This is a genomic window from Bradyrhizobium sp. CCBAU 53351 (assembly GCF_015291745.1).
Taxonomy (GTDB): Bacteria; Pseudomonadota; Alphaproteobacteria; order Rhizobiales; family Xanthobacteraceae; genus Bradyrhizobium.
This window is the reverse complement of the sequence record NZ_CP030059.1, coordinates 2,344,465-2,366,962: the sequence shown is the minus strand read 5'-3', so window position 1 is coordinate 2,366,962 and position 22,498 is coordinate 2,344,465. Positions and strand designations below refer to the sequence as shown.

At 65.1% G+C, this 22,498-nt stretch carries 17 protein-coding genes; 8 read left to right on the top strand and 9 right to left on the bottom strand.

Annotated features, from left to right (window positions below; translation table 11 throughout):
• Positions 1–92: 92 nt before the first annotated feature.
• Entirely contained in the window at positions 93–1,367 is a 1,275-nt protein-coding gene (locus XH83_RS11140; protein ID WP_194407037.1) for an acyl-CoA dehydrogenase family protein, read from the bottom strand.
• A gap of 213 nt (positions 1,368–1,580) precedes the next feature.
• Between XH83_RS11140 and XH83_RS11135 the strand changes: the two genes are divergently transcribed.
• A complete protein-coding gene (locus XH83_RS11135; protein ID WP_194407036.1) occupies positions 1,581–2,360 on the top strand; it encodes an enoyl-CoA hydratase-related protein in 780 nt (259 codons plus the stop codon).
• A gap of 141 nt (positions 2,361–2,501) precedes the next feature.
• Here XH83_RS11135 and XH83_RS11130 read toward each other — a convergent pair whose 3' ends face one another.
• From XH83_RS11130 to XH83_RS11120, 3 genes are read right to left on the bottom strand one after another with little or no spacing between them, the layout of a single operon-like run.
• Positions 2,502–2,879: a DUF6285 domain-containing protein gene (locus XH83_RS11130; RefSeq protein ID WP_194407035.1), complete on the bottom strand. Its 378-nt coding sequence runs from the start codon at positions 2,877–2,879 to the stop codon at positions 2,502–2,504.
• Between the two features lie 3 nt (positions 2,880–2,882).
• On the bottom strand, positions 2,883–3,869 hold the full coding sequence (locus XH83_RS11125) for a phosphotransferase family protein (RefSeq protein WP_194407034.1): 987 nt from the start codon (positions 3,867–3,869) through the stop codon (positions 2,883–2,885).
• A gap of 10 nt (positions 3,870–3,879) precedes the next feature.
• Positions 3,880–4,668 carry an enoyl-CoA hydratase/isomerase gene (locus tag XH83_RS11120; RefSeq protein ID WP_194407033.1) on the bottom strand — a complete coding sequence of 263 codons (789 nt, stop codon included), beginning with the start codon at positions 4,666–4,668 and terminating at the stop codon, positions 3,880–3,882.
• A gap of 168 nt (positions 4,669–4,836) precedes the next feature.
• Between XH83_RS11120 and XH83_RS11115 the strand changes: the two genes are divergently transcribed.
• The 5 genes from XH83_RS11115 (at position 4,837) to XH83_RS40370 (ending at position 9,149) form a co-directional block, all read left to right on the top strand.
• Positions 4,837–5,616, top strand: coding sequence for an SDR family NAD(P)-dependent oxidoreductase (locus tag XH83_RS11115; RefSeq protein WP_194407032.1), 780 nt, complete (start codon positions 4,837–4,839; stop codon positions 5,614–5,616).
• A 105-nt stretch (positions 5,617–5,721) separates the two neighbouring features.
• Positions 5,722–6,102: a VOC family protein gene (locus XH83_RS11110; protein WP_063196139.1), complete on the top strand. Its 381-nt coding sequence runs from the start codon at positions 5,722–5,724 to the stop codon at positions 6,100–6,102.
• 292 nt (positions 6,103–6,394) lie between these two features.
• Positions 6,395–7,672: an acyl-CoA dehydrogenase family protein gene (locus XH83_RS11105; protein WP_028143270.1), complete on the top strand. Its 1,278-nt coding sequence runs from the start codon at positions 6,395–6,397 to the stop codon at positions 7,670–7,672.
• Between the two features lie 113 nt (positions 7,673–7,785).
• A complete protein-coding gene (locus tag XH83_RS11100; RefSeq protein ID WP_194407031.1) occupies positions 7,786–8,403 on the top strand; it encodes a flavin reductase family protein in 618 nt (205 codons plus the stop codon).
• Between the two features lie 20 nt (positions 8,404–8,423).
• Entirely contained in the window at positions 8,424–9,149 is a 726-nt protein-coding gene (locus tag XH83_RS40370) for an N-acetyltransferase (RefSeq protein WP_371746322.1), read from the top strand.
• 117 nt (positions 9,150–9,266) lie between these two features.
• On the opposite strand, the gene yghU is transcribed toward XH83_RS40370, so the two are convergent.
• Positions 9,267–10,142 (bottom strand): glutathione-dependent disulfide-bond oxidoreductase, encoded by an 876-nt coding sequence (yghU, locus tag XH83_RS11090; protein WP_194407030.1) that lies wholly within the window; start codon positions 10,140–10,142, stop codon positions 9,267–9,269.
• A gap of 301 nt (positions 10,143–10,443) precedes the next feature.
• Here yghU and XH83_RS11085 point away from each other — a divergent pair, with 301 nt between their 5' ends.
• Together XH83_RS11085 and XH83_RS11080 are read left to right on the top strand one after the other, a co-directional pair.
• The gene (locus XH83_RS11085) at positions 10,444–11,577 is read left to right on the top strand and encodes a nitronate monooxygenase (protein ID WP_194407029.1); all 1,134 of its coding nucleotides are present in this window, start codon (positions 10,444–10,446) and stop codon (positions 11,575–11,577) included.
• A gap of 136 nt (positions 11,578–11,713) precedes the next feature.
• Positions 11,714–13,222: an acetyl-CoA acetyltransferase gene (locus XH83_RS11080; RefSeq protein WP_194407028.1), complete on the top strand. Its 1,509-nt coding sequence runs from the start codon at positions 11,714–11,716 to the stop codon at positions 13,220–13,222.
• 150 nt (positions 13,223–13,372) lie between these two features.
• On the opposite strand, the gene XH83_RS11075 is transcribed toward XH83_RS11080, so the two are convergent.
• The 4 genes from XH83_RS11075 to XH83_RS11060 form a co-directional block, all read right to left on the bottom strand.
• On the bottom strand, positions 13,373–14,569 hold the full coding sequence (locus XH83_RS11075) for an efflux RND transporter periplasmic adaptor subunit (RefSeq protein WP_194407027.1): 1,197 nt from the start codon (positions 14,567–14,569) through the stop codon (positions 13,373–13,375).
• Entirely contained in the window at positions 14,556–17,735 is a 3,180-nt protein-coding gene (locus XH83_RS11070) for an efflux RND transporter permease subunit (protein WP_194407026.1), read from the bottom strand. The genes XH83_RS11075 and XH83_RS11070 overlap by 14 nt, the downstream gene beginning before the upstream one ends.
• 168 nt (positions 17,736–17,903) lie before the next feature.
• Positions 17,904–20,000, bottom strand: coding sequence for a methyl-accepting chemotaxis protein (locus XH83_RS11065; protein WP_246776452.1), 2,097 nt, complete (start codon positions 19,998–20,000; stop codon positions 17,904–17,906).
• A 257-nt stretch (positions 20,001–20,257) separates the two neighbouring features.
• Complete coding sequence (locus tag XH83_RS11060) at positions 20,258–22,450, bottom strand: methyl-accepting chemotaxis protein (RefSeq protein ID WP_194407025.1); 2,193 nt, start codon at positions 22,448–22,450, stop codon at positions 20,258–20,260.
• Between the last annotated feature and the right edge of the window lie 48 nt (positions 22,451–22,498).

Genomic DNA, 22,498 nt, shown 5'->3' with positions numbered 1-22,498 from the left:
CCGCAGGCGTAACCCACCTCTTTATTTTCCGGGGCGACGGAAGTGGTGGATTAAGCCTGCGGCTAATCCACCCTACGAGAGCGGTGCAAGCCTCAATGCTTCCCCGGCCCCATATAGCCGAACAAGAACCCCGCGACTTTCCGCATCTGGATCTCCTCGCTGCCCTCGGTGATGCGGTAGCGGCGATGGTGGCGGTAGATGTGCTCGAACGCCTTGTGGCGTGAATAGCCCATGCCGCCATGGACCTGCATGGCGCGGTCGGCGGATTCGCAGCAGAGGCGGTTTGCCCAGTAGTTGCACATCGAGACGCGGTCGGAGAGCGTGCGCTCGATCTGCTCCTCGGTGAGCTGGTCCATCTCCCAGGCGGTCTTGCGGATCAGAAGGCGCAGCATCTCGGCCTGCGTCGCAAGCTCCACCAGCGGGAACTGGATCGCCTGGTTCTCGGCGAGCGCCCTGCCGAACGGCTTGCGCTCGCGCGCGTATTTGACGCTCTCGTTGATGCAGTAGACGGCAGCGCCGAGCGAGCTTGCGGCCTGCCGGATGCGGTTCTGGTGCACGAAGCACTGCGCCAGCGACAGGCCGCGGCCGACCTCGCCGAACAGTGCATCTTCAGGGACGAACACATCCGTAAAACTGACGCGCGGATGATCGGTCGGCATGTTGAAGGTCCACATGTATTCCTCGACCTTGACGCCATGGCTCTTGGCCGGCACCAGGAAGCACGTGATGCCGCGCGCGTCGCCGTCATTGCCACTGGTACGCGCGAACAGCGCGCAATGCGTGGCAACATGCATGCCGGTGGTCCACATCTTCTCGCCGTTGATGATCCAGCCCTTGACGTTGTCGCGGGTCGCGGGCACCGCGCGCGTCTCCATGTGGGTGGCGTCCGAGCCGTGATGCGGCTCGGTGAGGCCGAACGTGATGCGATACTTGCCCTTGATCGAGCCGTCGATCATCGCCTTCTGGTCGTCGCGACCGTAGCGGTCGAGCATGGTGACGACGGGGAAATTGCCGACGACGGAGTGCTCGTTCTGGAGATCGTTGTGCAGGCCGAGGCCTTTTGCGGCGAAGTGCTCGCGGATCACGGCCATCCAGAGGTTGGAGCCATCCTTGCCGCCATATTGCTTCGGCACCGGAAAGCGCAGATGACCCGCGGCATCCGCGAGGTCCTTGGCCTTGCGCAGCAGCGCCTCCCATTCGTGGCGCGGCAGGCCGCCGTTCTCGAAATCGGTGCGCGCCCATTCGCGGCGATGATCGAAGAAGCGGATGTTGTCATCGGCCTCTTCCAGCGGCTTGATCTCGCGTGCGATGAAACGGTCGAGCTCTCCGAGATAGGCGACGAGATCGGCTGGCAATGAAAAATCCACAGGTTCTCTCCCGGATTGATTTTATCGTTTTGCGTTAAGGCGCTAGGCGCGCTTTTGCTTCGCACGATTAAGGTGAGAAGAGCGCGGCCGAGTCAAGCAATGCGAGGCGTGCCGGATGCGCAAGGCGCACCCACGCAATTCGATGGTGCTTGAGCGTGGGCGCGCGGTAGTATGGCGCCAATATTCCTTCGAAAGAAAATCCGGGAGCGCGCGATGGAGCTGAAATTTTCCAAGGTGGAACGCAAGGGGCCGATCACGATCGTGACGCTGTCGCGGCCGGAGGTCTACAACGCCCTGCACACCGATGCGCATTTCGAGCTGCAGAAGGTGTTTGACGATTTCTCCGGAGATCCCGAGCAATGGATCGCGATCGTCACAGGCAGCGGCGACAAGGCGTTCTGCGCAGGCAACGACCTGAAGTGGCAGGCGGCGGGCGGCAAGCGCGGCTGGGACAAGGGCGGCTTTGCCGGCCTCACCGCGCGCTTCGACTGCGACAAGCCTGTTATCGCGGCGGTGAACGGCGTCGCGATGGGCGGCGGCTTCGAGATCGCGCTCGCCTGCGACCTCATCATCGCCTCGGAGAACGCGACCTTCGCCCTGCCCGAGCCGCGCGTCGGCCTCGCCGCGCTCGCCGGCGGCCTGCATCGCCTGCCGCGGCAGATCGGCCTCAAGCGCGCCATGGGCATGATCCTCACCGCGCGCCATGTCAGCGCCAAGGAAGGCCTCGAGCTCGGCTTCGTCAACGAAGTGGTGCCGCAGGGCGAAGCGCTCACCGCCGCGCTGCGCTGGGCCGAGACGATCGCCAAGAACTCGCCGATGTCGATCCGGGCTTCCAAGCAGGCGATCCAGAAGGGACTTGGCGTCTCGCTGGAGCAGGCGATCGCGGAGCAGCGCGAGTACCCGGCGGTGCAGGCGATGGTGGCCTCGCAGGATTACATCGAGGGCCCGAAGGCGTTCTCGGAGAAGCGGCCGCCGAAATGGGTGGGGAAGTGATCGGGCTTCTCGCCGCTCGTCATTCCGTGGCGCGCCGACAGGCGCGAGCCCGGAATCCATCGAGCGCCAAAGCGAGCCGATGAATGGATCCCGGGTTCGTCGCTGTGCGACGCCGCGGAATGACGGCGGATGGAACGTCGTTTATCCGCCCCGCCCCAGTTCCCGCTTGTAGGACGCGTAGTTCGGCTGATCGACGGCGAGCTTGTCCATCGTGGTCGCCCACAGATGCTCGGCGAGGCCTGGCGTTGCGAGGTCGATCTCGCCTTTGGCGATGCGATCCGCGAGCGCACGGTTGAGATCGGTCACTGATCCGTCGATTCCGAGCAGCGCGCGCAGCCGCTCCACCTCCGCCGCATCGCTCCCCTCTTCCCGCGTCAATTGCCTTGTCACGAGGTCGAGGATGTTGATGGCGACGCGGAGCTTGAAGGCCTGGTGGCCGGAGATCAGCGGGGTGATGTCGCTCCGGAGGAAATCGGCGACCGATTTGGTCAGCTCGATCGGGGTCGGCTCGTCCTGCATGGCTCAGCTCCCGCGCGGCGCTAGCAGCCGCAACAGATCGATCTCGGTCTCGCTGGCGCGGCGGCCGATCATGGCGCGCTCCATCGAATGGTCGGGGCCCTCGCGGAAGCGCTGCATCATGCCGCCGCACATGATGCCCCAGCGCAGCGTGCCCATGACTTCCCAGAATTCGACGCGCGTGGGATCGACCTTGCGGCCCGCGGCTTCATAACCCGCAAACAGCTCCTCACGCGAGCCAAAACCGCCGACAGGCTTGTCGATCTCGCCGAAGCGCCACGAATTGACGCAGACCCAGCCGAGATCTTCCATGGGATCGCCGAGATGGGCGAGCTCCCAATCGAGCACGGCGCGCACGCCGTCGGCACCGATGATGAGATTGCCGTTGCGGAAATCGCCGTGCACCAAGGTCGTCTCGCCCGAGGGGCCAGGATCGTGGTCGCGCAGCCAGCGCAGCGCCAGCTCGAACACGGGCTTGGGCCAGTTCAGGCTGCGATAGTCACGCTCGAACTCGGAAATCTCCTGCGTCGCCGACCTGCTGCGCAGTTTTGGCAGCTTGTCCTGCGGCAGCCGATGCAGGCCGGCGAGAATGCCGCCGATCTGGCGCGCCAGATGCGGCCGCGCCGCCGCGAACTCATCGTCGCGCAGAATCTTGCGCGCGATGGTCTCGCCTTCGACGCGCTGCATGATGAAGCCGGTTCCAAGATCGTCCTCCGGCACGAGCACATGCATCACGCGCGGCGACGGCACACCGGCCTCATAAGCGAGCTGCATCAGCTGCGCTTCAGCCCCAAGACCCGCCGCGCGCGTCGGCGCAGCGCCGTAGCCTTTCGGCGAGCGGCGCAGGATCGCGCCGATCGGCCCATCAGGGTGCGTGATGTCGAAGCGCCAGGTTTCCTGGCTGGCGCCGCCCGACAATTTGGCCGCGCCGATGACGCCGGTCGCGCCCTTGCACCAGCGCTGGACGCTGCGGGAAAGCTCCGCCTCGATCATTTGCCTTTGATCATCTGCCGTTGAATTTGGCGGGCCGCTTCTCCAGGAATGCGCCGACGCCCTCGCGGAAATCCTGGGTGTCGCCCGCACGAAGCTGGCATTGGAATTCGAGATTGAGCTGATCCTCAAAGGAATTTTCCGGGCTGTCCCAGTAGAGCTTGCGGATCAGCGACAGCGCCACCGTCGGACCGCTGGCGAGGTCGCGCGCGAGCTTCATCGCCTCCTCCATCAGCACGCCGTCGTCATAGACGCGGTTGACGAGGCCCCATTCCAGCGCCTTCTCGGCCGGCAGCCGCTCGCCCATCAGCGACAATTCGATGGAGCGCGCGCGGCCGACCAGCCGCGGCAACAGCCAGGTCGAGCCGCAATCCGGCACGAGGCCGATGCGGCGGAAGGCTTGCAGGAAATAGGACGAGCGCGCGCACAAGATCATGTCGCCGAGCAGCGCGAAGCTCATGCCGGCGCCGGCGGCCGGGCCGTTAACTGCGGTGATGATGGGACAGTGCAGATTGCGGATACGGCGGAGGAAGGGATGGAAACCGGTCTCCAGCGTCAGGCCGGCCTTGGTCTTCTTCGACTGGTTGTTGCGGCCTTGCAGATTGGCGCCGGTGCAGAAGGCGCGGCCCGCGCCGGTCAGCACCACGCAGCGCACCTCGTCCTTCTTCTCCTCGATCGTATCGAGCGCTTCGGAAAGACCGCCCAGCATGTCCACGGAGACCGCGTTCATCACCTCCTGATGGTCGAGCCTGAGGATAGCGACCGAACCATCGAAATCGAGCGTGACGTGTTTGAACTGCATGGTTTCCTCGTGAGTTGCGGCCTGCGCCAGTTTCGCAGACCGGAATTCGTTTTGCCGGGGCGCATATTTGATTTTTGACGCGGTCTTGTCCATGGTGATCAGAGCATAGCAAGCAATCTTGCGCGCAGCGGCTGATGCGCGTCTGTGCCAAAAAACGGGAAACGCGCCATGAACCTTTTCGACCTCACCGGCCGCGTCGCCGTGATCACCGGCGGCAATGGCGGCATCGGGCTCGGCATCGCGCAGGCGCTCGCGGGCCAGGGCTGCAACGTCTCGATCTGGGGCCGCAATGCCGAGAAGAACAAGGCCGCCGCCGCGAGCCTGTCGGGGCTCTCCGGCAAGGTCGACAGCCGCGTCTGCGACGTCACCGATCCGGCCTCGGTCAACGCCGCGATGAAGGCGACGCTCGACACTTTCGGCCGGGTCGACGGCTGCTTCGCCAATGCCGGCATCGGCGGCGGCGGCCGGCGCTCCTTCATCGAGCGCACCGAGGAGGAATGGCGCACGATGTTTGCCACCAATCTCGACGGCGTGTTCCATGCCTTCCAGGCTGCCGCGCGGCACATGACCGAGCGCGCCAATGCCGGCGACCCCTTCGGCCGACTGGTTGCGACCTCGAGCCTCGCCTCGATCTTCGGCACCGCGCGCAACGAGCATTATGCCGCGACCAAGGCCGCGATCAACGCGCTGGTGCGCGCGCTCGGCGTCGAGCTCGCCCGCCACGGCGTCACCGCGAACGCGATCCTGCCAGGCTGGATCAAGAGCGACATGACCGCAGGCATCATGGCGAACGAGAAATTCGTCGCCAACGTGATGCCGCGGATTCCGGTGCGGCGCTTCGGCGAGCCATCCGATTTCGGCGGCATCGCGGTCTATCTGATGAGCAAGGCCTCGTCGTACCACACCGCGGATACTTTCGTGATTGACGGCGGCTATACGGCATTTTGATTTTATAGCCCGGATGGAGCGAAGCGCAATCCGGGACCGCACAAGCAAACAAGACCCGGATTTCGCTTCGCTCCATCCGGGCTACAATACTGAGGGAATGGGCAAATGTTCTCGCACATCATGATCGGCACCAACGATCTCGACAAGGCCAAGACGTTCTACGACAATTTGCTGAGCACGCTCGAGGTCCGGCCCGCCAGGGTCGACGGCCACCGCATCTTCTACATCACCAAGACCGGCGTGTTCTCGGTGTCGAAGCCGATCAACGGCGAGCCCGCGACCTGCGCGAACGGCGGCACGATCGGCTTTGCCGCCAATTCGCCGGAGCAGGTCGATGCCTGGCATGCGGCGGGCGTTGCCGCCGGCGCAAAATCGATCGAGGATCCGCCCGGCATCCGCCAGGGCCCCGGCGGCAAGCTCTATCTCGCCTATTTGCGCGATCTCGACGGCAACAAGATCTGCGCGATGCATCGGCTACCGAACTAAACCTCACGCTGGGTGTCATTCCCCGCGAAGGCGGGGATTCCAATACGCCGCGACATCTCGATCCAATCGTCGCTCTCTCTGGAATACTGGATCGCCCGGTTTTCACCGGGCGATGACAGCGGCGTGTAAGGCGCGGACCTGCCGCCTCTCCACCCCATTCAAACAACATTTCAAACGAGCTCGCCAAATTCCATCGCGTGGCATGGCTCCGCGTGAAAAATGCGCGCTCGCACTTTGGCCGCGCTGGCACTATTCTGCCGCCAGAACGATCTCAGCGTCCCCGGGAGGAACAATGACAAAACACACCTATATTCCCCGCACCACCAACTACACCCTCAATCCCGGCGACGAGCTCAACGACCTCCGGATGTCGGACCAGGTCCGGCCGCTCTACGATCACGTCAAGAAGTTCATCCGCGACACGGTCGAGCCGATGTCGATCGAGTTCGCCAAGGCCGGCGAAGGCAAGGAAGACCGCTGGAGTTTTACGCCGAAGCAGCTCGAGGTGCTGGAGAAGGCCAAGAACAAGGCCAAGCAGGAAGGCCTCTGGAACTTCTTCCTGCCCGACGACGAGACCGGCCAGGGCCTGAAGAACCTCGACTACGCCTATATCGCCTCCGAGCTCGGCAAGAGCCCGCTGGCGTCGGAGAGCATGAACTGCTCGGCCCCCGACACCGGCAACATGGAGGTGCTGGAGCGCGTCGGCACCAAGGAGCAGAAAGAGAAGTGGCTGAAGCCGCTGCTCAACGGCGAGATCCGCTCGGCCTATGTCATGACCGAGCCGAACGTCGCCTCCTCCGACGCCAAGAACATCTCGACGACCGCAAAACTGGTCGGTGACGAATGGGTCATCAACGGCGAGAAGTACTACATCTCCGGCGTCGGCGATCCCCGCTGCAAGATCCTCATCGTGATGGTGAAGACCAACCCGGATGCGGCGCCGAGCAAGCAGCAGTCGCAGATCCTGGTGCCGCGCGACACGCCCGGCGTCGAGGTGCTCGGGCCCATGTACGTGTTCGGCCAGGACCATGCGCCGCGCGGCCACATGCACATGCGCTTCAACAATGTGCGCGTGCCCAAGGAGAACATGCTGCTCGGCGAAGGCCGCGGCTTCGAAATCTCGCAGCTCCGCCTCGGCCCCGGCCGCATCCATCACTGCATGCGCACCATCGGCAAGGCCGAGAAGGCGCTCGACCTGATGGTGCAGCGTGGCCTCACCCGCGAAGCCTTCGGCAAGAAGATCGCCCATCTCGGCGGCAACATGCAAATCATCGCGCAGGCGCGCTGCGAGATCGAGGCGATGCGACTGATGGTGCTGAAGGCCGCCAAGGCGATGGACGTGCTCGGCAACAAGGAGGCCCGCGTCTGGGTCTCCATGGTCAAGGCCATGGTGCCGGAGCGCGCCTGCAAGATCATCGACCAGGCCATCCAGATGCACGGCGCCACCGGCATCTCGCACTGGACTCCCCTCGCCGAGATGTACCAGGACGTGCGTCACCTGCGCTTTGCGGATGGTCCGGACGAGGTGCACTGGATGGTGGTCGGGCGCCACGAGCTGAGCATGGCGTGATCCCAACTCCTCATGCGCGGGCTTGACCCGCGCATCCATCGTGAGGAGCATGTCTTCAGGATTGACTGATTGCCGGGTCAAGCCCGGCAATGACGACTTGCCCAGGAGCCACTATGGACTACGCCGCCAGCGAGCTGACGCCGCGCGAGCGCTACAAGGTGCTGACGTCCTTCATCCTGCCGCGGCCGATCGCGTGGGTCACGACGCTGGGGCCGACCGGCGTCGTCAACGCAGCGCCATTCAGCTTCTTCAACGCCTTCTGCGAGGATCCGCCGCTCTGCATGTTCGCGGCCAACCGCAAGCCTGGTGGTGAGGACAAGGACACCTTCCTCAACATCCAGCGCACCGGCGAATTCGTGGTCAATATCGCTGATGAGCCGCTGGCGCGAGCGATGCACGAGAGCAGCGGCGACTTTCCGCCTGAGGTCGGTGAGCCAGATTATCTCGGCCTCAAGCTTGCGCCCTCGACGACAATCGCGGTGCCGCGGCTCGCCGACACGCCCTGGGCGATGGAGTGCAAGCTCTGGAAGCTGATCGACGTCAACGACGATCGCAAACTGATCATGGGCGAAGGTCTCCACTTCCACATTCGCGACGAGCTGTGGGATGACGAGACGATGCGGGTGCACATGGACCGCTATCACCCGATCGGCCGCATGTTCGCCGACCGCTATTGCCGCACCGACGACCGCGTGGTGTTTCCGGCGGCGGAAGGCGCAAAGACCAAATAGTCGAACCCAGGAGCGAAACGATGCCGGAAGCCTTTCGCGACAATGAAGAACGCGAGCGGTTCGAGCTCGACGTCGACGGGCCGATCGCCTTCGTCACCTACCGCAAGACCGACGGCGCGATCACGCTGGTGCACACCGAGGTGCCGCCGGAGCTCGGCGGCCGCGGCATCGGCTCGAAGCTCGGCCGCGCCACGCTGGATGCGGTGCGGGCGCAGGGCCGCAAGCTCTTGGTCGAGTGCGATTTCATTCGCAATTTCATGCGGAAGAGTCCTGAATACAACGATCTCCTCGCCGAGGGAAGGAACACGCATGCCGAGCCACAGGCGAGCTATCGCGCCGGCTGTTTCTGTGGCGCGGTCGAGGTCGCGGTCACCGGCAAACCGATGTTTGCTGGCTATTGCCATTGCGCCGATTGCCAAGCCTGGTCGGCGGCGCCGATCAACGCCTTCAGCCTGTGGAAGTCGGACGCTGTGCGCATCATTAAGGGCGAGGCAGAGCTCGGGACGTTCAACAAGACCGAGCATTCCTATCGAAAGTTCTGCAAGCGCTGCGGCGGCCACGTCATGACCGAGCATCCGCGGATGCGGCTGATCGACGTCTACGCCAATCTGCTGAAGGGATACCGACACCAGCCGACCCTGCACGCGAACTACGCGAGCAAGATGGTCTCGGTTAGGGATGGCCTGCCGAAATATGCCGACCTGCCCGCGGATCTTGGCGGCTCCGGGGGAATTTTGCCGGATTGATCGCGTAGGGCGGATTAGCTCCCGGCTGCGCAAAGCGCAGTCCGAGAGCGTAATCCGCCGAACGCCTACGTGACGAAGAGTGGCGGATTACGCCTTCGGCTAATCCGCCCTACGCACCTACGTCGCAGGCTCGATCTTGTCCTGCGTCTTGGTCTCGAAATCGCTGGCGTCGTGGCGTTCGTGCAGCTGGCTGGCGGGATCGCCGGAGACGCGGTTGACCATGCGGCCGCGCTTCACGGCGGGGCGCTGCGCGATCTGGTCGGTCCAGCGCTGCACGTTCTTGTAGTCCTGCACCGACAAAAACTCGCCGGCGCCATAGACCAGCCCCTTGGCGAGAGCGCCGTACCACGGCCAGACCGCCATGTCGGCGATCGTGTACTCCTTGCCCGCGAGATATTCGTTGTCGGCAAGGCGCCGGTCGAGCACGTCGAGCTGGCGTTTGGTCTCCATCGCAAAGCGGTCGATGGCGTATTCGATCTTGGTCGGCGCGTAGGCGTAGAAATGGCCGAAGCCGCCGCCGAGATAGGGCGCGCTGCCCATCTGCCAGAACAGCCAGGACATCGCCTCGGTGCGGGCCTTGACGTCCTTCGGCAGGAAGGCGCCGAACTTCTCGGCGAGGTAGAACAGGATCGAGCCGGATTCGAACACCCGGATCGGCTCCCGGCCCGAGCGGTCCATCAGCGCCGGGATTTTCGAGTTCGGGTTGATGGCGACGAAGCCGCTGCCGAACTGGTCGCCATTGCCGATCTTGATCAGCCAGGCGTCGTATTCGGCGCCCTTGTGGCCGAGGGCCAGCAGCTCCTCCAGCATCACCGTGACCTTGACCCCGTTCGGGGTGGCCAGCGAATAGAGCTGCAGCGGGTGCTTGCCGACCGGAAGCTCCTTGTCATGGGTGGGGCCGGCGATCGGGCGATTGATGCTGGCGAACTGCCCGCCATTCTCCTTGTTCCAGGTCCAGACTTTGGGCGGCACGTAGGCGGGGGTGTCGGTCATGCGGGGGCTCCGGCGGAAAGATGCGCCTGCATTAATTAGCCCTGGAATGGCCGATGACAAGGGCACGGCAACGCATTGCCGGCCGGGACAACTTCACGTTTTGTCATGGCAGGCGGCCCTCCCCGTCATTCCGGGGCGCCAGCAGGGCGAACCCGAAATGACGGGCGGTCGGCGTGAGGGAAGCGCGCGACGCCTACACACAAGATGCCTCGCCGAATCCGGCATGTCATCGATTGGCTCGCGTCACTTTGCTTCGCCAGCGAAAACAACGAAAATGCGAAGGCCGCCGGGAGAGAGAGCCATGAAATCGCCGATCTGCGACATGCTGGGAATCGAGTTCCCGCTGCTGGCCTTTAGCCATTGCCGCGACGTCGTCGCCGCCGTCAGCCGCGCAGGCGGCTTCGGCGTGCTGGGGGCGACCGTGCACACGCCCGATACGCTCGAACGCGAGTTGAAGTGGATCGACGATCACGTCGACGGCAAGCCCTACGGCATCGACGTGCTGATCCCCGAGAACATCTCGACGGCGGGCGAGAAGGACGTCACCTGGAAGAGCCTGGAAGCGCGCGTGCCGCAAGAGCACCGCGCCTACACGCGCGAGCTCCTGAAGAAATACGACATCGAACTGGCGAGCACGGAGGTCGCAGCCGATCAGCCGCAGCCGTTCGACGGAAAAACCGCGCTGCAGCTGCTCGAGGTCTCCTTCAATCATCCGATCCGCCTCATCGCCAACGCGCTCGGCGTACCGCCCAAGGCGATGATCGAGATGGGCAAGAAACACGGCGTGCCGGTCGCAGCGCTGGTCGGCGCCAAGGAGCACGCGCTGCGCCAGGTCGCGGCCGGCGTCGACATCCTCGTGGTGCAGGGCACCGAAGCCGGCGGCCACTGCGGCGAGGTCTCGACCATGGTGCTGGTGCCGGAGGTGATCAAGGCGATCAAGCCGATTCGCGACGTGCCGGTGCTGGCGGCCGGCGGCATCATGACCGGACGGCAGATGGCGGCCTGCATGGCAATGGGCGCGGCCGGCGCCTGGACCGGCTCAGTGTGGCTTGCGACGGTGGAAGCCGAAACCACGGAGATCTTCCGCGAGAAGATGATCGCGGCATCCTCGCGCGACGCCGTGCGCTCCAAGGGACGCACCGGCAAGCCGGCGCGGCAGCTCCGTTCGGTCTGGACCGACGCCTGGGACCGCGCGCCGGACAGCCCGGGCGCCTTGCCGATGCCGCTGCAGAGCATCATCAGCCGCGACGCGTTTCATTCGATCGATCGAGCGGCCGCGAGCGGCAACGCCAGGGCGCGCGATCTCGTCAGCTATTTCGTCGGCCAGGGCGTCGGGCTGATCGACAGCGTGAAGTCGGCGGGTGCCGTGGTGCAGGAGTTCAAGGTAGATTTCGCCGAAGCCGTCGAGCACATGAATGCGCTGGTGGCGGAATGATAGACCCTCGTGGTGAGCAAGCGCGCAAGCGCCGTCTCGAACCATGAGAGCCCGCGGCCCGTCCTTCGAGACGCCTGCTTCGCGGGCTCCTCAGGACGAGGTCGGAGATTTCTGAGAGAGTGAAGAAGCAAGAAAAATGACGATTGTTTCCCCCGACCGCATCCCCGTCATCGTCGGCATCGGCGAGATCGTCGACCGCCCGAAGGAGATCACCGAAGGCCTCGAGCCGCTCGACCTGCTCGAACAGGCGCTGCGGCGCGCCGAGGCGGATGCCGGCGCAAAGCTGCTCGGCGAGGTGCAGTCGCTCGACGTCGTCAACTTCCTGAGCTGGCGCTATCGCGATCCGGAAAAGCTGCTGGCGCAACGGCTCGGCATTACGCCAGCGCATTGCTATTACGGCCCGGTCGGCGGCGAGAGCCCGATCCGCTACATCCACGAGGCAGCCAAGCGCATCGCCCGCGGCGAATGCAGCGTGGCGGCGATCTGCGGCGCCGAGGCGCAATCGACCGCGACCAAGGCGGAGCGTGCCGGCGCAAAGCTGCCATGGACGCCGTTCGCCCATGACGTCGAGGAGCCCAAGCGCGGCGCGGCGTTCCAGAAGCCGCTGGCGGTGAAGCTAGGGGTGTTCCGGCCCGTCACGGTCTATCCATTCTACGAGGCCGCCTCCTCCGCGCATTGGGGCCAGACGCCGCGCGAGGCGATGGCGGAATCGGGCACGCTGTGGTCGCGCTATTCGGAGGCCGCCGCGCAAAATCCCAATGCGTGGCTGAAGCGGCGCTATGCGCCGGAGGAGATCACGACGCCGAGCGCGGACAACCGCCTGATCGCGTGGCCCTACAACAAGCTGATGGTCGCCAATCCCAGCGTCAACATGGGCGGCGCACTGATGCTCACCAGCCTCGCCAAGGCGCGCGCGCTCGGCATCGCGGAGGACAAACTGGTCTATCCGCTCGGCGGCGCCTCGGCGGAAGAGCCGCGCGACTATCTGCTGCGCGACCAGTTCTACGAGAGCCATCCGCAGAACGCGGTGCTCAAAGCGGTGGTGGACCTCGCCGGCGGCGACGGGAAAAAGTTCGACGCGATCGAGCTCTATAGCTGCTTCCCCTGCGTACCCAAGATGGCACGGCGCACGCTCGGCCTTGGTGCCGACGTGCAGCCGACCGTGACCGGCGGCCTCACCTTCTTCGGCGCACCGCTCAATACCTACATGACGCATGCGGCCTGCGCGATGGTGCGGCGCCTGCGCGACGGCGGCAGGCTCGGCCTGCTCTATGGCCAGGGCGGCTTCGTCACCAAACATCACGCGCTGGTGGTGGCGAAGGCGCCGCCGCGCGAGGCGCTGGCGCAGGAGACCGGCGTGCAAGCCGAAGCCGACCGCAACAAGCGCGCGGTGCCGGAGTTCGCTAGCGAGGCCTCGGGCAAGGGCAGGGTCGAGAGCTTTACGGTGCTCTACGGCCGCGGCGGCAATGTCGAGCATGGCGTGGTGATGCTGCGGACGGCGGACGACCGGCGCACATTGGCGCGGATACCGGCGAGCGATGAAGCGACGCTGGCGCATCTGCTCGATATGGACCGGACGCCGGTGGGATCGCTGGGCGAGATCACGATGGCCGCGGATGGTGTGCCCGAGTGGCGCGTGGCATAGCTTGTTCTCGTGTCCCGGACAGGGTGCAGCGCGAAGGGCCGCTCCGCAGAGCCGGGACCTAGAAAGCGACATGCTACGGCGCGAAGAGACGGGCCCCAGCTCTGCAGCGCACCACTGCGTGCTGCGCTGCGTCCGGGGAACGAGACTGCCCTACCCCTTCGGCGCCTGCTTCTCCGACGCCGTCGCCGGCTTGCCCCTGGCGCCGACCACGCGCACCGGATCGCCGTCGGAGAGGCCGTCCGGCGGGGCCGTGATGACGCGGTCATCTGCCGCGATGCCCGAGGCGAGCTCGATCTCGCGGCCGAGGTCGCGGGCGATGGTCACGGGCTTGAACAGCACCTTGTCGTCCGCGCCGACGGTGGCAACGCGCAAGCCGCTCCCGTTGAATATCAGGGCGCTGGCGGGGATGCTGAGAGGCGCGGAGTCGCGCTGCAGGTTGAGCTTCACGCTGGCATAGCCGCCGGGCATCAGCTCTCCGCTCGAATTGTCGAGCCCGAGCTGCATGCGCGTCGTGCCGGAGGCGACGTCGACGGCCTGCGAGGAGGCTTCCACGGTCGCCTGGAAATTCCGGTTCGGATATTCCGGCAGCGTGATGGTCGCCTTGGCGCCGATCTTGATCGCCGGCACGTAATTCTGGGGGACGTTGACGTAGACGCGCAGCTTGGTGATGTCCGAGACCACGAACATCGCCGGACCGGAGCCGCCGCCGGCATTGATCAGGGCGCCGACGTCGGTGTCGCGCGCGGTGACGATGCCGTCGAACGGCGCGGCGATCTTCTTGTAGCCGGCCAGCGCCTCCAGCCGTTCGACATTGGCCTTGCCCGAATTGACGGCGGCGTTCTTGTTGGAGAGGTCGGCAGTGCGCTCGTCGATCTCCTGCGCCGAGACGAAGTTGGAGGCGACCAGCGTCTTGCGCCGGTTCAGCGTTGCCTCCGACAGCCTCGCGCTGGCCTGCTGGCTGGCGAGGTCAGCTCTGGCTTGCAAGAGCTGCTGATCGAGGTCGGGCGCCTCGATCTCGGCGATCACCTGCCCCGCCTTGACGCGGGCGCCGATGTCGGCGCTCCAGCTCTTCAGATAACCCGACACGCGGGCGAAGATCGGCGCGCGGTAATAGGCTTCCAGCCGGCCCGGCAGGTCGATGGTGGCGCTCTGCGCCTTGGCGCTCGGCTGTATCACCGCCACGCTCGGAATGGCCTGGTCATCGGTCCATTCCCTCAGCTTGGAGCCCTGCTCCTCGCGAGCACGGATGCCCGTGCCGACGACGAGGCCAGCCGCGATCAGCGCCACCACGCCGAAGATGCCCAGTTTCCGGCGCGACACCGGGGAGCCGGATTCAGTAGGCGACATGCGAGGTCTCCAAAGGGGCGGCGACTTTGGCGCCTTGTTTCTTGTGTACCATACTGAACACCACGGGAACAAACATCAGCGTGGCGAAGGTCGCAAAGATCAGGCCGCCGATCACCGCGCGGCCAAGCGGCGCATTCTGCTCGCCGCCCTCGCCCAGCCCCAGCGCCATCGGCGCCATTCCGATGATCATGGCGAGCGCGGTCATCAGCACCGGGCGGAACCGCACGAAGCCGGCCTCGAGCGCGGCGGCAATGGGATCGCCGAGCGCCTCGTAGCGCTCGCGCGCAAACGAAATCACGAGCACGCTGTTGGCGGTGGCAACGCCCATGCACATGATGGCGCCCGTCAGCGCGGGGACCGACAGCGTGGTCCCGGTCGTGAACAGCATCCAGACGATGCCGGCGAGCGCAGCCGGCAACGCCGTGATGATCACGAAAGGATCGGACCAAGACTGGAAGTTCACCACGATCAGGAAATAGATCAGCACGACAGCACCGAGCAGCCCGAACAACAGGCCGGTGAAGGCGCTGTTCATGGTCTGCACCTGTCCGAGCAGCACCACTGAGGAGCCTTTCGGCACCTCTTTGGCCGTATCCGCGATCACCTGGCGGATGTCGGCGGCGACTGCGCCGAGGTCGCGGCCCGAGGTGGTCGCAAAGATCTGCACCATCGACTGGATATCGTATTGCGAGACCACCGCGCTCGAGGCCGAGCGCCTGATGTCGGCGATGCCGCCGAGGATCGGCGACTGCGCATTGCCCGCGGCTGTGATCGGCAGCGTCTGCAGCGCGCTGAGCGAGTCGATCTGGTATTGCGGCGTCTGCATCACGATCGAATAGGACACGCCGTTGTCGGGATTGAGGTAATAGGTCGGCGCGACCTGCGAGGATCCCGCGAGATTGACCACGAGGCTGTTGGTGACGTCGCGCTCGGTCAGGCCGACATATTGCGCGCGGGTGCGATCGACGTCGATGTTGAAGGTCGGCGCGTTCGGCGATTGCTGGATCCGCGCGTCGGCCACGCCCGGGATCCTGCGGACCTTTGCCAGCAGGGAGTTGGCGTAAGCGAAGTTGGCGGCGAGATTGGCGCCGCGAATCTGCAGGTCGATCGGCGCCGGCGCGCCGAAATTCAGGATCTGGCTGACGATGTCGGCCGGCAAGAAGGCGAAGCTGACGCCGGGGAACAACCGCGGCAATTGCTCGCGCAGCACGCGCACATGCTCTTCGGTCGGCTTGTGGCCCTCCTTCAGCTTGATCTGGATGTCGCCGTCCTGCGGGCCGATCACGCCGGTGTTGTTGTAGGTCATGTTGATGCCGGAGATCGGCATGCCGATGTTGTCGGTCATGGTCTCGATCTCGCCCGGGATCAGCTTGCGCACCGCCTTCTGCACGTCGGCGAGCTGGTTGGCGGTCTCCTCGACGCGGGTGCCGACCTGGGTGCGGACATGCATCAGGATGTTGCCGGCATCGACCGCGGGAAAGAAGTTGCGCCCCAGGAACGGCACCAGCGCGAAGGACGCGCCGACCACGCAGAGGAAGCCGATCACGAACACCGCACGGTGGGCCAGCGCAAGGCCGAGGAAATCATGGTAGCCGCCGCGGATGCGCTCGAACCGCGCCTCGAAGCCGCGCTGGAACCAGACCAGCGGATTGCGCGATTTCGGCGGGGCGCCCTCGTGGTGGACATGCGGCTGCAACAGATAGTTCGCCATGGTCGGCACCAGCGTGCGCGACAGGATGAACGACCAGATCATCGCGAACATAACGGCTTCCGCCATCGGCACGAACAGGAAGCGCGCGACGCCGCTGAGGAAGAACATCGGGACGAACACGATGCAGATGCAGAGCAGCGACACGAAGGCCGGCGTCACGATCTGGTTGGCGCCGTCGAGGATCGACTGCTCGACCGGCTTGCCCTGCTCCAAATGGTAGTTGATGTTCTCGATGGTCACGGTGGCGTCGTCGACGAGGATGCCGACCGCGAGCGCGAGGCCGCCAAGCGTCATGATGTTCAGCGTCTCGCCGATCGCCGACAGCATGATGATGGCGCCCAGCACCGAGAGCGGGATCGAGACCGCGATGATGATGGTCGAACGCCAGCTGCCGAGGAACAGCAGAATCATGACGCTGGTCAGCAGCGCCGCGATCACGCCCTCGACCGCGACGCCTTGAATCGCGCCGCGGACGAACACCGACTGGTCGCCGATGAAGCCGATCTTCAGCGCGTCGGGGAGCTGGTCCTTGACGTCAATCACCTTCTGCTTGATGCCGGCGATGATGTCGAGCGTCGAGGTCGCGCCCGCCTTCAGCACCATCATCAGCACCGAGCGGTTGCCGTCGACATGGACGATGTTGGTCTGCGGCGGATTGCCGTCGCGTACGCTCGCAACGTCGCGCACATAGACCATGGCGCCGTTGACGGTCTTGATTGGAAGGTTGCCGAGCTCGTCGATCTTCAGCGGCGAATTGTTGAGCTGGATGTTGTATTCGAACTGGCCGATCTTCTGGGTGCCGACCGGCGTGATCAGGTTTTGCGCGGCCAGCGCGTTGGCGACGTCCTGGCCGGATAGCCCGCGGGCCTGGAGCGCGGTGGGATCGAGATCGATCTGGACCTGGCGCTGCTTGCCGCCGAACGGATAGGGGATCGCCGCGCCGGGCACGGTGACCAGCGGCGTGCGCAGCTGGTTGATGCCGATGTCGGCGAGGTTCTGCTCGGTCAGGCCATCGCCCGACAGCGCCACCTGGATGATCGGCACGGTGGAGGCCGAGTAGTTCAGGATCAAGGGTGGCGTCGCGCCTGGCGGCATCTGCTTGAGCAGCGTCTGCGAGATCGCGGTGACCTGCGCATTGGCGGTGCGGATGTCGACGTTGGGCTGGAAGAAGATCTTGATGATGCCAAAGCCGTTGTAGGAGTTGGCGGTGATGTGCTCGATGTCGTTGACGGTCGTCGTCAGCGCGCGCTGGAACGGCGTGGTGATGCGGCCGGACATCTGGTCGGGCGGCAGGCCGGTGTACTGCCAGACCACGCCGATCACGGGAATGCGGATGTCAGGGAAGATGTCGGTCGGCGTCCGCAGCGCCGCCAGCGGTCCGATGATCAGCAGCAGGAGCGCGAGCACGACGAACGTATACGGCCGACTCAGGGCAATACGGACCAGAGCAATCATGCGCCAGGCAATTCCAGGTCAAATGAGACTACGGAAGCCGCCCCCACGGCGATCCCCATTTCCCTTTACCGGAGCACCGCCGGAAACGCTAATAACCAGAACTATCCTGCCTTCACTTCCCTGCTACCGCACTGCAAAATCGACATCACAGCCATGCACCAGCCTGTCTCAGGCGGCGCGGACCGCGTTCAGGAACTTGCACACCTCGAGCTTGAGACGATTGGAGTCGCGCGACAGCATCTGCGCCGCCGACAAGACTTGCGAGGACGACGCGCCGGTCTCGGCGGCTCCCCGCTCGACCTCGCCGACATTGGTCGAGGCCTGCTGCGCACCCTTGGCCGCCTGCTGGACGTTGCGCGTGATCTCCTGCGTCGCCGCGCCCTGCTCCTCCACCGCCGCGGCAATGGCTGCAGCGATTTCGGACAGCCGCGCGATGGTGCCGCCGATGTCGCGGATGGCCGTGACGGATTCCTGGGTCGCCGACTGGATGCCGGTGATCTGCTGTGCGATCTCGCCGGTCGCCTTCGCCGTCTGCGCGGCCAGGGCCTTGACCTCGGACGCGACCACCGCGAAGCCGCGCCCGGACTCGCCCGCTCTTGCCGCTTCGATCGTCGCGTTGAGCGCGAGAAGATTGGTCTGCCCTGCGATCTGGTCGATGAGTTCGACGACGTCGCCGATCTTGGCGACCGCCCGCGACAATCCGTCGATATGCCCATCGGTCAACCGGACCTGATCGACGGCCTCGTTGGCCATTCGGGCCGAATCCTGCACCCGGCGGCTGATTTCGGTGACGGAGGACGACAGCTGCTCGGTCGCGGAGGCGACCGACTGGACGTTTGCGGAAGCTTCCTCCGAACCGTCGGCGACGGCGACGGCGAGCGTTTGCGCCCGCGCGGCCGTCACGTTCATCGCACCGGCAGAGGCTTCCAGCTCGGTCGAAGCCGAGCTCACGGCATCCACGATCTCGCCGACTGCGGTCTCGAATTGACCGGCAAGCCTGTGCATGTCGGCGCGGCGCTGTTCGGCCGCGACCTGGTCCTGCCTGATCTTGGCATCTGCCACCTCGTGCGCCTTCTCCTCGGCCTTGACCTTGAACGTCTCCACCGCGTGGGCCATGTCGCCCACCTCGTCCTTGCGGCCAAGTCCGGGGAGAACCACCGCGAAATTGCCGCTCGCCAACTCGCCCATCGCACCCGTCAAAGCCGACAATGGGCGCACGATCCGCGACAGCGCAACCCAGAAGCTCAGCAGCGTGAGGCCAAGGCTCGCGAACAGAATCGCAACGCTGACGATCAGATTGGAGGCGCTCGCCTTCGCCTGTTCGGCAGCCTCCATATCCGCCGCCGCGCCGATCGCGTCCGCCAGGGCGAGAATGGAATTGATGGCCGTCGTCGCGCGGCTCACGTAATCCCGGCCACCGATCCTGTACTCACCGGTCGGACCGACCGCGAGGATTTCGGCACGCAGTGCGCCATAGGTCCGAAAGTAATCCTCATTCACCGACTTGATCGCTCTCGCGAGTGCTGCCGGAACGTCGCTGCGTTCGGCGATCGGAGCGACCGTCTCCCAGGCGAGCTCGACGTGGCCGCGGAAGGTGGCGATCCGGCCGATGCCGTCCGCTGCAAGTTTCGCATGCGAGCTGATCAACCCGCCGAGGAAAGCACGTTCGCGGCCGGCGTTCTCGGCCATCTCCGCCGTCAGGTGCCGAAGGCCGACGAGGCGTGCCATGGCCGCCGAGGGCGAGCTGGTCAGCGTCTCCAGCGTGAGGCGCAGCCTGTTGGTGGCAATTTCGATCAGGTCGGTGATCGCCGGGGCAAAGGCCTTGATCACCTCGCCGTCGCGCTCCGGCAAAGGCTTGGCGAGATTCGCATCGACCTTGCGGCGCAGGTTTTCGAAGTTCTGGAATGCCCGCTCCGCTTCCGAGACACGCTGTTCGGCGCCCTTCATCGCCGTGACGCCGCGCAGGCGTTGCACGGCATCGCGGAAGGCCTGATCCGACGTCGCACGCACGCCGTCGATTTCCGAGCGTCGATCGGCGGCAAGCACCTCGGGCGAATTTAGCGCCGCATTGGTCATGCCGCGCTCCTTCGCCCATTGCCCGGCACCGTGCAGCAGCAATTGCGAAATGCCGTTGAGACCGACGAAGACCTCCGCCTCCTGACGGTCGTGGTAGGCTTGAACGGCCGTGTAGCCGGTGGCCGCCACCCCCATCAAGGCAAGCGCTGAAATGATGACGGGTAGTACCGTGCCTATTCTGAGATGCACCGCTGGCTTCCTTCTTCCGAGCACCGCTTCCAATGACGGAACCGGTCGGCTTCACGAGAACTACCCAACGTTCGCAACGCGATGTTGTCTCACGTCAAAGTGCAATCGTAAGGCCCTGGGCTTCACTGCTTATGCTTATCAAAACGTTGCCCGCGAGAACCTGCGCGGCGCAGCGCCGCCGCACCGTGCCACTCACGCGCCGGCTCAACGAAACGAGCGGCGCTCTTGGCGCCGCTCGTCGTTCGATCGGACAAGGATTATGCCGCGCGGACGTTGGTCAGGAACTTGCTGACCTCGTTCTTCAGCCGGCCCGAGTCGTTCGACAGCATTTGCGCGGCCGACAGCACTTGCGAGGAGGCCGAGCCGGTCTCGGTCGCGCCGCGCTGCACGTCGGTGATGTTGGAGGAGACCTGCTGGGTGCCCTGCGCCGCCTGCTGCACGTTGCGGGCGATCTCCTGGGTCGCCGCGCCCTGCTCTTCCACCGCGGCTGCGATCGCGGAGGAGATTTCCGAGAGACGCTCGATGGTGGAGGAGATCTCCTTGATGGCGCCGACCGAATCGTTGGTCGCCACCTGAATGCCGGAGATCTGCTGGCCGATCTCGCCGGTCGCCTTCGCGGTCTGCTCGGCGAGCGCCTTCACCTCGGAAGCGACCACCGCAAAGCCGCGGCCGGCCTCGCCCGCGCGCGCCGCCTCGATCGTGGCGTTCAATGCCAGCAGGTTGGTCTGGCCCGCGATGGTGTTGATCAGCTCGACGACGTCGCCGATGCGCGCGGCCGCCTTGGACAGCTCGCTGACGCGCTCGGTGGTGGCGCGTGCCTGACCGACGGCATCGTTCGCCATCCGCGCCGATTCCTGCACCTGACGGCTGATCTCACCGACAGACGAAGCCATCTCCTCGGTCGCCGAGGCCACCGATTGCACGTTGCCGGACGCCTGATCGGACGCGGCGGAGACGACGGAGGCGAGTTGTTGCGCCCGCTCGGCGGTCGAGCTCAGCGATCCCGCCGATGTCTCCAGCGCGCCGGATGCGGCCGAGACCGTCTCCACGATGCCGCCGACCTGCGCTTCGAAACTGTCCGCCAGCTCGTTCATCGCGCGCTTGCGTTCGCGGTCGGCAGCGGCCTGGTCCTGGGCGCGCTGCTCGATGCTGCGCTTGATGTCGCCCTGCATCGAGCCCAGCGACGTCGCGAGCCTGCCGACCTCGTCAGCCTGATTGATCTCGAGCTGCTGGTTGAAATCGCCCTTGGCGATGCCATCGGCGAAATTGGCGCAATCCTGGATCGGCCGCGCGATCTTGCGTGCCGCGAACGAGATCAGGAAGATGGCCGCCAGCACGATGACGAGGCCAACGCCGAGCTGCCAGAACGTGTTCGACGTCGCTCGGGCGCTGAGCGAAGCATCCAGTTGGCGGGCGGAGGCCAGCACCACGTCGCGCGGGATCGAAATCACGACCGACCAGGCGTTCTCGGTGAGCCCGAAGCGGATCGGCGCATAGATGTCGATATTGGCGTACTTCGGATCGTCCTGCACCGTGCTCTTGCCGGCCTTGACGATGGCGAGGCTCTCGCTCCAGCGCGGGTCGGCTTCCGACGCATTCTTGCCGATCACCTCTTGGTTTGCGCTGTTGGCGACGATCAGGCCGGTATCGTTGAGGATCGCGACCTTGCCCTTGCCTTCGAACAGCGAGCCGTTGATCTTGATTGCGAGCTTCTGCACGAAATCGAGATTGTAGTCGGCGCCGGCAACACCGCGGAACTTGCCGCCGATCATGACCGGGACCGACATGGTCGCCAGAAAGACCGCCTTGCCCTGCACGATGTAGGGCAGCGGGCCTAGGATGTTCTCCTTGCCCGTCGTGTTCGGATTGATGTACCAGGCGCCCTTCACGAGGCCGTTGGGGTGCCGCTCACTGCTGTCGTACTCGACCAGCGGCTGGACTGCGATATCGCCGTTTGCGTTGCGCGTCCAATACGGCAGGAAGCGGCCGGTGTTGTCCGATCCGACCTCCTTGCGACCCTTGAACGCCGCGTCATCGCCATCCAGCGCCCCGGGCTCCCAGGCCGAATAGGTGCCGTTGAAGGCGGGGTTGAGCTCGAGCACGTGACGCAGCAGCGCGTTGAACTGGGCCCGCCGCGCCGCGATCGGAGTGCCGGTCTTCTCGTCCGCCAGGGTCGCGAAGGCATGCGCCGTGGTGCGCGCAGCATCAAAGCCGACCTCGAGCTCGGCCTTGATCGCGTTGGCTTCGGTGGAGGCCCGGTTCATCAGGCTCTCCTTGGTCTGATGGTCCACCAGCTGCATGACCTCGTGGGTCACGTACTGGTTCATGCTCTGCGTCGAGAAGAGGCCGTAGCCGATCAGCACGACACAGGTGACAGCAAGGCAGAGGCCGGCGATCAGCGCGATTTTCAATTGGATGGAGCGAATGGCGGAAAATGAAAGCAGCTTCACGGGTTGAGTCTCCGAAACACTGCGAGGAAAGTTAAAGTTCCCTCAGTT

Coding starts and splice junctions, on each gene's coding strand:
- XH83_RS11130 (WP_194407035.1), bottom strand. CDS start 2,879: ATGCAGGACGAGCCGACCCCGATCGAGCTGACCAAATCGGTCGCCGAT.
- XH83_RS11080 (WP_194407028.1), top strand. CDS start 11,714: ATGACGATTGTTTCCCCCGACCGCATCCCCGTCATCGTCGGCATCGGC.
- yghU (WP_194407030.1), bottom strand. CDS start 10,142: ATGACCGACACCCCCGCCTACGTGCCGCCCAAAGTCTGGACCTGGAAC.
- XH83_RS11125 (WP_194407034.1), bottom strand. CDS start 3,869: ATGATCGAGGCGGAGCTTTCCCGCAGCGTCCAGCGCTGGTGCAAGGGC.
- XH83_RS11100 (WP_194407031.1), top strand. CDS start 7,786: ATGGACTACGCCGCCAGCGAGCTGACGCCGCGCGAGCGCTACAAGGTG.
- XH83_RS11070 (WP_194407026.1), bottom strand. CDS start 17,735: ATGATTGCTCTGGTCCGTATTGCCCTGAGTCGGCCGTATACGTTCGTC.
- XH83_RS11105 (WP_028143270.1), top strand. CDS start 6,395: ATGACAAAACACACCTATATTCCCCGCACCACCAACTACACCCTCAAT.
- XH83_RS11110 (WP_063196139.1), top strand. CDS start 5,722: ATGTTCTCGCACATCATGATCGGCACCAACGATCTCGACAAGGCCAAG.
- XH83_RS11075 (WP_194407027.1), bottom strand. CDS start 14,569: ATGTCGCCTACTGAATCCGGCTCCCCGGTGTCGCGCCGGAAACTGGGC.
- XH83_RS40370 (WP_371746322.1), top strand. CDS start 8,424: ATGCCGGAAGCCTTTCGCGACAATGAAGAACGCGAGCGGTTCGAGCTC.
- XH83_RS11120 (WP_194407033.1), bottom strand. CDS start 4,668: ATGCAGTTCAAACACGTCACGCTCGATTTCGATGGTTCGGTCGCTATC.
- XH83_RS11115 (WP_194407032.1), top strand. CDS start 4,837: ATGAACCTTTTCGACCTCACCGGCCGCGTCGCCGTGATCACCGGCGGC.
- XH83_RS11085 (WP_194407029.1), top strand. CDS start 10,444: ATGAAATCGCCGATCTGCGACATGCTGGGAATCGAGTTCCCGCTGCTG.
- XH83_RS11135 (WP_194407036.1), top strand. CDS start 1,581: ATGGAGCTGAAATTTTCCAAGGTGGAACGCAAGGGGCCGATCACGATC.